This window comes from Methylobacterium planeticum, assembly GCF_008806345.1.
GTDB lineage: Bacteria > Pseudomonadota > Alphaproteobacteria > Rhizobiales > Beijerinckiaceae > Methylobacterium > Methylobacterium planeticum.
Window position 1 is genome coordinate 1 of the sequence record NZ_VZZJ01000062.1, and the last position, 8,066, is coordinate 8,066.

At 72.4% G+C, this 8,066-nt stretch carries 4 protein-coding genes and 1 tRNA gene; 4 read left to right on the top strand and 1 reads right to left on the bottom strand.

Annotation, left to right across the window (positions count from 1 at the left end):
• Positions 1-367: 367 nt before the first annotated feature.
• A complete protein-coding gene (glmU, locus tag F6X51_RS27385) occupies positions 368-1,747 on the bottom strand; it encodes a bifunctional UDP-N-acetylglucosamine diphosphorylase/glucosamine-1-phosphate N-acetyltransferase GlmU (protein WP_150967229.1) in 1,380 nt (459 codons plus the stop codon).
• A gap of 315 nt (positions 1,748-2,062) precedes the next feature.
• Between glmU and F6X51_RS27390 the strand changes: the two genes are divergently transcribed.
• From F6X51_RS27390 to F6X51_RS27405, 4 genes are all read left to right on the top strand, one after another.
• Entirely contained in the window at positions 2,063-3,691 is a 1,629-nt protein-coding gene (locus tag F6X51_RS27390) for a glucan biosynthesis protein (protein ID WP_150967231.1), read from the top strand.
• Between the two features lie 67 nt (positions 3,692-3,758).
• Positions 3,759-5,939 (top strand): glucans biosynthesis glucosyltransferase MdoH, encoded by a 2,181-nt coding sequence (gene mdoH, locus F6X51_RS27395; protein ID WP_150967233.1) that lies wholly within the window; start codon positions 3,759-3,761, stop codon positions 5,937-5,939.
• Between the two features lie 79 nt (positions 5,940-6,018).
• Positions 6,019-6,108 (top strand) — tRNA-Ser (locus tag F6X51_RS27400).
• Positions 6,109-6,143: 35 nt separating this feature from the next.
• Positions 6,144-7,898, top strand: a complete 1,755-nt coding sequence (locus F6X51_RS27405; RefSeq protein ID WP_150967235.1) for a site-specific integrase — start codon at positions 6,144-6,146, stop codon at positions 7,896-7,898.
• Positions 7,899-8,066: the final 168 nt, after the last annotated feature.

Below are 8,066 nucleotides of genomic sequence, written 5' to 3' on the forward strand. Positions count from 1 at the left end.
GACCGTCCTCCAGGGTGGCGATCCCGGCCGAGTCGTAGCCCCGGTACTCCAGCCGCCGCAGCGCCTCGATCACCTGGCCTGCCACCGCGTCGCGCCCGACGATGCCTACGATGCCGCACATGGCTCTCTCTTCAACCCTGGTGATCCGTGCCCGGCGAGGCCGGCGGCCTTGTCGAAACGGGGCGGGGCCGCCGGGCCTGCCGGTCCCCGCGCAAGGGACGGGCCGCCCGGCCGGACCGCCCGAAGCGCGGCACTTGTACCGGATCGGGACCGCCCGATGCCAGCCCCTGCGGCGGGACGCCCCGGACCGGAGCCTCCCCGCCCTTCAGGCAACCCGCGAGGATCCGCCCGCAGGCCCTTGGCGGCTCTACGGTTTCCGTGATCGGGCTTCCTTCTCGGCGCGCATCGCCGCGCGCTTCGGCTCGGCCCAGCCCGCCTTCACGGACTGGCGCCCCCGGGCGATCGCGAGGGCGTCGTCCGGCACGTCGTCGGTGATGACGGAGCCCGTGGCCACGTAGGCGCCGGCCCCGACCCGAACCGGCGCGACGAGGGCCGAGTTCGAGCCGATGAAGGCGCCCGCCCCGATCAGGGTGCGGTGCTTGTTCACCCCGTCGTAGTTGCACGTGATGGTGCCGGCCCCGACATTGGCCCCGGCCCCGATCTCGGCATCGCCCAGATAGGTCAGGTGGTTGGCCTTGGCGCCGGCGCGCAGGGTCGCGTTCTTCACCTCGACGAAGTTGCCGATGCGCGCGCCCGTCTCGAGCACCGCGCCCGGCCGCAGCCGCGCGTAGGGGCCGATGCTGACCCCGGCCTCGAGCTTGGCCCCCTCCAGATGCGAGAAGGCGTGGATCACGCAATCGTCGCCGACCGTCACCTGCGGCCCGAACACCACGTGAGGCTCCACCACAACATCCCGTCCCAACACCGTGTCGGCGCTGAAGAAAACCGTCTCCGGCGCGACCAGGGTCGCGCCGCCCAGGAGGGCCGCCCGGCGCAGCCGCGCCTGGATCTCGGCCTCCGCCACGGCGAGCTGGCCCCGGTCGTTGACCCCCTGCGCCTCGGCCTCCGCCACCGGCACCACCGCGACCGTGAGGCCGTCCGCCACCGCGAGCCCCACCGCGTCGGGCAGGTAGTACTCGCCGGCCGCGTTGTCGTTGCCGATGCGCGTCAGCAGGGCCAGGGCCCGGGGCCCGGACAGCGCCATCAGGCCGGCATTGCACAGGTTGACCCCGCGCTCGGCCTCGCTGGCATCCTTGTGCTCGCGGATCGCCAGCACCCGCCGGCCCTCGGTGAGCACCCGGCCGTAGCCCGTCGGGTCCGCCGCCGCGAAGGCCAGGACCGCGACCGCCGCCCCCTCGGCGAGGGGCGCGCGCAGCCGCCGCAGCGTCTCGCCGGTGACGAGCGGCGTGTCGCCGAAGGCCACCACCACGTCGTCGTCGGGCTCCGCCAGGGCCGCGCGGGCGGCCAGCACCGCGTGGGCGGTGCCGAGGCGCTCGGCCTGCGGGTAGACCACCGCGCCGGGCGCCATCGCGGCGACCTCCCGGGCGACGTCGTCCCGGCCGGGCTCGGCCACCACCGCGATGCGGCCGGCGCCCGCCTCCCGGATCGCCGTGAGCACGTGGCCGAGCATGCTGCGCCCGGCGACCGCGTGCAGGACCTTGGGGCGCTTCGAGCGCATCCGCGTGCCCATCCCGGCCGCGAGCACGATCGCCGTCAGGCTGCGGTCCCCCGTCTCGGATGTCGTCATCGCCCGTCCTCGCGCCCTGCGGCGCCCTGTTGGCCGGCCCGGGCCCCGGGGCCCGGCCGGAGCTTGACCGGTTCCGGCAGAGATCTATCCGATCGCGGCCCGCGCGCAAAACGCCGGCCCGCGACCCGGGAGGGTCCTCCCGATCCGGCCCCCCAGTGAGGCGGCCCAATCCTTAACTCCGGGTTCAGGCGGGGGCGTGGTACAGGGTTTCCGCATGTTACCCATCGGCGCCCGACGCTGCCTGCCGGAGGCCCGGCGGGCCCGTCCCGGGCGTCCCCCAACCTGGCATGAAGGGCGCATGACGCGACCGAGAGCATGAGGCTGCCGAGAGTGGATTCGTCCGATCCCGCCCCCCGGGCCCGGGATCCGTCCTGTGATCCCGCGAGCCCGGGATCCCCGGATCACACCCGCCGCGCCCTCCTGCGCCTGGCCGGGGCGGCGAGCCTCGCGGGCGGGACGGGCCTCGCCGGCTGGGCCGGGCCGGCGCGGGCCGCCGAGCCCCCCGCCCTGCCCGCGCCCGGCGCCCGCTTCGAGCCCGGCACCGTGGTGGAGCTCGCCCGGGCGCTCGCGGCCGCCCCCTACGCCCCCCCGCGGACCGACGACCTGCCGGCCTCCCTCAAGAGCCTCAGCCGCGAGCAGTACGGCGCCATCCGGGCCGCCCCCGGCAGCGCCGTCTGGGCCGGGGACGACCTCGGCTACACCCTGGAGCCCCTGCATCGCGGCTCGATCTTCCCCGGCCGGGTCGCCCTCGCCCTGGTGGAGGACGGCGTGGTGCGGGCCCTGCCCTACGACCGGGCCCGGTTCGAGACCGGCGGCATCGTGCTGCCCGAGTTCGCCGAGGACCCGGGTTATGCGGGCTTCCGCCTGCGGGCCCGCTTCGAGGGCGGCGCGCCCGCCGACTTCGCGGTGTTCCAGGGGGCCTCGTTCTTCCGCCTCGTCGCCAAGGGCCAGGGCTACGGCGTCACCGCCCGCGCCCTCACCCTGCGGCCCGCCGACGCGCGGGGCGAGGAATTCCCGCTGTTCCGGGCCTTCTGGGTCGAGCGCCCGGGCCCCGGCGGCGCGCCCCTCGTGGTGCACGCGCTGATCGATTCCGAATCCTGCGCCGGGGCCCTGCGCATGAGCCTGCGCCCCGGGGAGGTCTCGCTGGCCGACATCGAGGGCACGATCTTCCCGCGCCGCGCCATCGACCATCTCGGCCTCGGCGGCATGCAGGTGAGCTACCTGTTCGGCCCCCACGACCGGCGCGGCACCGACGACGCCCGGGCCGCCGCCCACGCGGCCGGGGGCCTGCAGATCCGCAACGGCGCCGGCGAGGCGATCTGGCGCCCGGTGCACAACCCCGACACCCTGCAGATCTCCTCCTTCCTCGACCAGGATCCGAAGGGGTTCGGGCTGATGCAGCGGGCGCGCGCCTACGCGGATTTCGAGGACGACGTGCAGCACTGGGAGTGGCGGCCCTCCCTCTGGCTCGAGCCCCTCGGCCCCTGGGGCGAGGGCGCCGTGACGCTCCTGGAGATCCCGAGCGATTCCGAGTTCAACGAGAACATCCTGGCCTATTGGCGCCCGAGGACCGCCCTCGCGGCCGGGGCCGAGACCCGCTTCGCCTACCGCCAGTTCTGGTGCTGGGAGCCGCCGGAGCGGCCCCCGGTCGCCCGGGTCACCGGCACCCGCAGCGGCCACGGCAGCGGCGGCACCCGGCGGCTCTTCCTCGTCGACTTCACGGGCGAGGGGCTGTTCGCCGAGGAGGGCGGCCTCGAGACCGTGCTCGGGGCGAGCCCCGGCGGCATCGCGCGCCAGAGCCTCTACCCCTACCCCGAGCGCGGGACCGTGCGGGTCGCCTTCGAGCTCGACCCCGGCAGCGAGCGGGCCTGCGAGCTGCGCCTCGCCCTGACCCGCGGCGGCCGGGCCGTCACCGAGACCTGGCTCTACCGCTGGACCCCGTGAGGCCTTCGACCCCGATCCGGCCCCCTCCAGGCTCCCCTGCCCGCGGACCCGCACCGAGACGAGACTGATGGCCGATTCCCCGATCCTCTCCCCCGCGCCCCCGCAGACCGACGAGGCCCGGCCCGCCGGCGCCGCGCCCTCCGCGCCCTTCGCGCCCGCGATGCCCCCCGAGGCCCCCCTCGCCATGCCGGTGCAGGACCTGTCGCGCTGGGACCCGGATTGCGGCCACCGCCCGGCCGGCCCCCCCCGCCGGCCCTGGCTCGCCCGGGCCTTCGTGTTCGGGGGGGCCGCCGCGCTCACCGCCTACGGCGCCGTCCAGATGTACGAGACGGTCTCGGTCTCGGGCGGCACCACGGCGCTGCAATACGTGCTGCTCGCCCTGTTCACCCTCAACTTCTCCTGGATCGCGCTGGCCTTCACGGGGGCGATCCTCGGCTTTCTGGTGCTCCTGCGCGGGCCGAAGCCCGCCCCCCGCCCCGCCCGCCTGCAGAGCCGCACCGCGGTGGTGATGCCGGTCTACAACGAGGCCACGGCCCGCACCTTCGCGGGGGTCGAGGCCATGCGCGAATCCGTCGAGGCGACGGGGCTCGGGGCCCATTTCGACTGGTTCGTCCTGTCGGATTCGACCCAGGGCGACGCCTGGGTCGCCGAGGAGCGCGCCTTCCTGGCCCTGCGCGCCCGCCTCGGGCCGGAGGCCCGCCTCCATTACCGGCACCGGCCGAGGAACCACCACCGCAAGGCCGGCAACATCGGCGACTTCGTCAGCCGCTGGGGCGGCGCCTACGACCACATGCTGGTCCTCGACGCCGACAGCCTGATGACGGGCGACTGCGTGGTGGCCCTCGCGGCCGCCATGGAGGCGGACCCCGATTCCGGCATCATCCAGTCCCTGCCCCTCATCATCAACCGCAACACCCTGTTCGCCCGCGTCCAGCAATTCGCGGCCCGGATCTACGGCCCGGTGATCGCGACGGGGCTCGCGGTCTGGTCGGGGCGCGACGGCAATTACTGGGGCCACAACGCCATCATCCGGACGCGGGCCTTCGCGCAGGCCTGCGGCCTGCCCGACCTCACGGGCAGGCCCCCCTTCGGCGGCCACGTCCTGAGCCACGACTTCGTGGAGGCGGCCCTGATCCGGCGCGCCGGCTGGGCCGTGACCATGCTGCCGACGCTGCCCGGCTCCTACGAGGAGAGCCCGCCCTCCCTCATCGACGTCGCGGTGCGCGACCGGCGCTGGGCGCAGGGGAACCTGCAGCACAGCCGCGTCATCGGGGCGGCGGGGCTCGCCCTCGCCTCGCGCCAGCACTTCGCCACGGGGATCGCCGGCTACGTCGCCTCCCCGCTCTGGCTGGCGCAGCTCGTGGTCGGTATCGCCCTCGTCCTGCAGACCGCCTACGTGCGGCCGGAATACTTCACGAGCGAGTTCGGGCTCTACCCGGTTTTCCCGCGCTTCGACCCCGTGCGCGCCCTCCAGCTCTTCGGGCTGACCATGGGCATCCTGCTCGCCCCGAAGGGCCTCGGGCTGATCCTCGCCCTCGTCGACGCCCCGGTGCGGCGCGCCTGCGGCGGCGCGATCCGCCTCTTCCTGTCGAGCCTGATCGAGATCCTGCTCTCGGCCCTGATCGCCCCCATCGCGATGCTGATCCAGTCGGGCTCGGTCTTCCAGATCCTGGTCGGGCGCGACACCGGCTGGAACCCGCAGCGGCGCGACGACGGCTCGATTCCGATCCGCGACATCGTGCGCCGCCACCGCTGGCACACGGTGCTCGGCCTGATCACCGGGGTGGCGGCCTTCGCGATCGCCACCTCCCTGTTCCTCTGGATGTCCCCGACGATCCTCGGCCTCGTCCTGGCGATCCCGATCTCCTGGGCGAGCGGGCAGCTCACCCTCGGCCTGGCGCTGAAGCGCCTCGGCCTGCTGATGACCCCCGAGGAGCGCGGGCCCCCGGCGATCGCCGCCCGCGCCGGCGCCCTCGAGGCCCGCAACGCCGAGACCGGCCTCGACGAGACCGACGCCCTCGCGGCGCTCCACGCCGACACCCCCCTGGCGGCGGCCCATGCCCGGATGCTGCCCCCCGCCGAGCCGCGCCCGCGCGGGCGCGTCGACACCGACCGGACGCTGGCCCAGGCCAAGGTCGTGGAAGCCGAGACCCTCCCGGAGGCGCAGGCCTGGCTCACCCCGAAGGAGCGCATGGCCCTCCTCCACGACCGCGCCCTCCTGGACCGCCTCGCCCGCCTCAGGCCCTGACCCCGGCCCTCAGATTCCGGATGTTCCCGCGCGCCGATCTCCGCTATCACAGCCCGGCCGGCGGAGCCGGGCCGGATCCGGAAGGGTGGCCGAGTGGTTTAAGGCAGCGGTCTTGAAAACCGCCGTGGGGGCAACTCCACCGTGGGTTCGAATCCCACCCCTTCCGCCAGTACCCTCATAAGGGTTTGATTTCACAGCAAGTGTATGGCTCGCAAGGCGAAATTACATCAGGCTGCTACACCGGACTGCTACACCGGGGGCGGCGAGGACGCCGTGCCAGATCGCCTTCATCGCCGCGGCGCGACCTACTACTTCCGCGCCAAGTACCCGGCCGACTTGCGGCATCTCTTCGGATCGGGTGACCGCTGGAAGTCGCTCCGGACCACGGAGCTGCACCGGGCAAGGCTCCTCGTCAGGGCCGAAAGCGTCCGCTTCGACGCCGAGATGGAGGAGCATCGTCGGAGCGCCCGTGTTGCCCCCGTCACGCACTTGAACCGTGCCGAGGTGGACCGCATTGCGGCTGCCTACTTCCACGAGCTGATGGCCGAGGATGAGGAGCACCGAACCGAGGAGCTGTCCGATCGCGAGTTCGCGTCAAAGGACGAGGCGGTGGTCATCGTCTCGCCGGAGGTGCGACGTGATCTTTCTCGAGGCAACGTCGAACCGTATCGCGATGAGTTCGATGACTGGCTTGAGAGCAATGGGTTCAAGCTGGACCACAAGGCTCCGGTCTACCGCCAGGTATTGAACCGGATGCTCAAGGAGTTTGTGCGCCACATGGACGAGGTGGCCCGGCGGCAGGCAGGGGACCCCGTCGATACGCCTGCTCCCCCCTCGCCCAAGCCCACCGGCTCGTCTCTTGGCGAACTTGTGGACGCCTACCTCGCCGATCCGGGCGCAAGCCGGAACTCCAAAACCCTGCTTTCGTACCGGATCGTCTTCGATGCCCTGAAGGAGATCGTTGGGGCGGACAAGGCAGCCAGTGAGGTTACACGCCAGGACTGCGAACGCGTTCGGGATACCCTCGTCCGGCTTCCGAGCAACGCCCGAAAGAAGTTCCCGGACGTGCCGCTTCTGCAGGCGGTTGAGCTGGGCGCTGCCGAGGGCGCGGCGACCCTCAGCCCCGGGACGGTCAACAACTACCTCAACAACCTTGCCGCCCTGTTCAACTGGGGCGTGGAGACGTGGCGGATCGAACGCAACCCGGCCAAGGGTCTGTCGGTCCATGACCCGGTGGCAGCACGCGACAAGAGGCAGGCGCTACCAGTCGAGATACTGCCCGCACTCTTTAACGCGCCGCTCTACACCGGCTGCCAGAACGACGAAGCCGGCTACGCGACACCGGGTCCGCATCGTCCCCGGCGCGGGCGGTTTTGGGTGCCCCTTCTCTCGCTCTTCCACGGCCTACGCCTTGGAGAGGCGTGTCAGCTTCACGCCAGCGACGTGCAAGAGGTCGGCGGAGTGCCGGTGATCCTCCTGAGCGACGAACAGGCGTCCGAGATGGATGCGGCCGACCGGAAGCGGATCAAGACCGCAGCAGGCCGGCGCTACGTCCCCCTGCACCCGGAACTCAGTCGCATCGGGTTTCTTGAGTTTGTTGCCAATGCCCAGAGAGCGGGCCACACCCGGCTCTTCCCCGAGTTGGTCAAGGACGCCCACGGCTACTTCTCTGGGTTCTCAAAGTGGTTCGCTCGGTTCCTCGATAAGGCCGGAGCGAAGACCTCCCGCATCACCTTCCACTCGTTCCGGCACTCCTACCGTGATGCACTCCGCCGGGCGAAGGCGCCTCGGGATGTCGTGCAGGCGTTGGGCGGCTGGGCCAGCCAGGGCACTGACGACGACTACGGGAGCGGCCTAGAGCCCAGCTTCCTTGCCGAGTTCATTGGGCAGGTGCATTTCGCGGGGCTGAACCTAGACCATCTCTATCGGCAAACGGCGCGGGAGGGTCGAGCCGCCTAGCGCAACTCGCCCTCGCCGCCTTGGGGCAACGTTTCATTGAGGCGGGCGTCAGAAATCATCGCCGCTGCAATGCCTTGCCTGCTTTCCTGTCGCCTGGGGGCACAGTACACGACTCTTTCATGCTGGCTTTGGACTGGGGCGGCGTTCTGAGGTTGGTGGTCGGCCCGT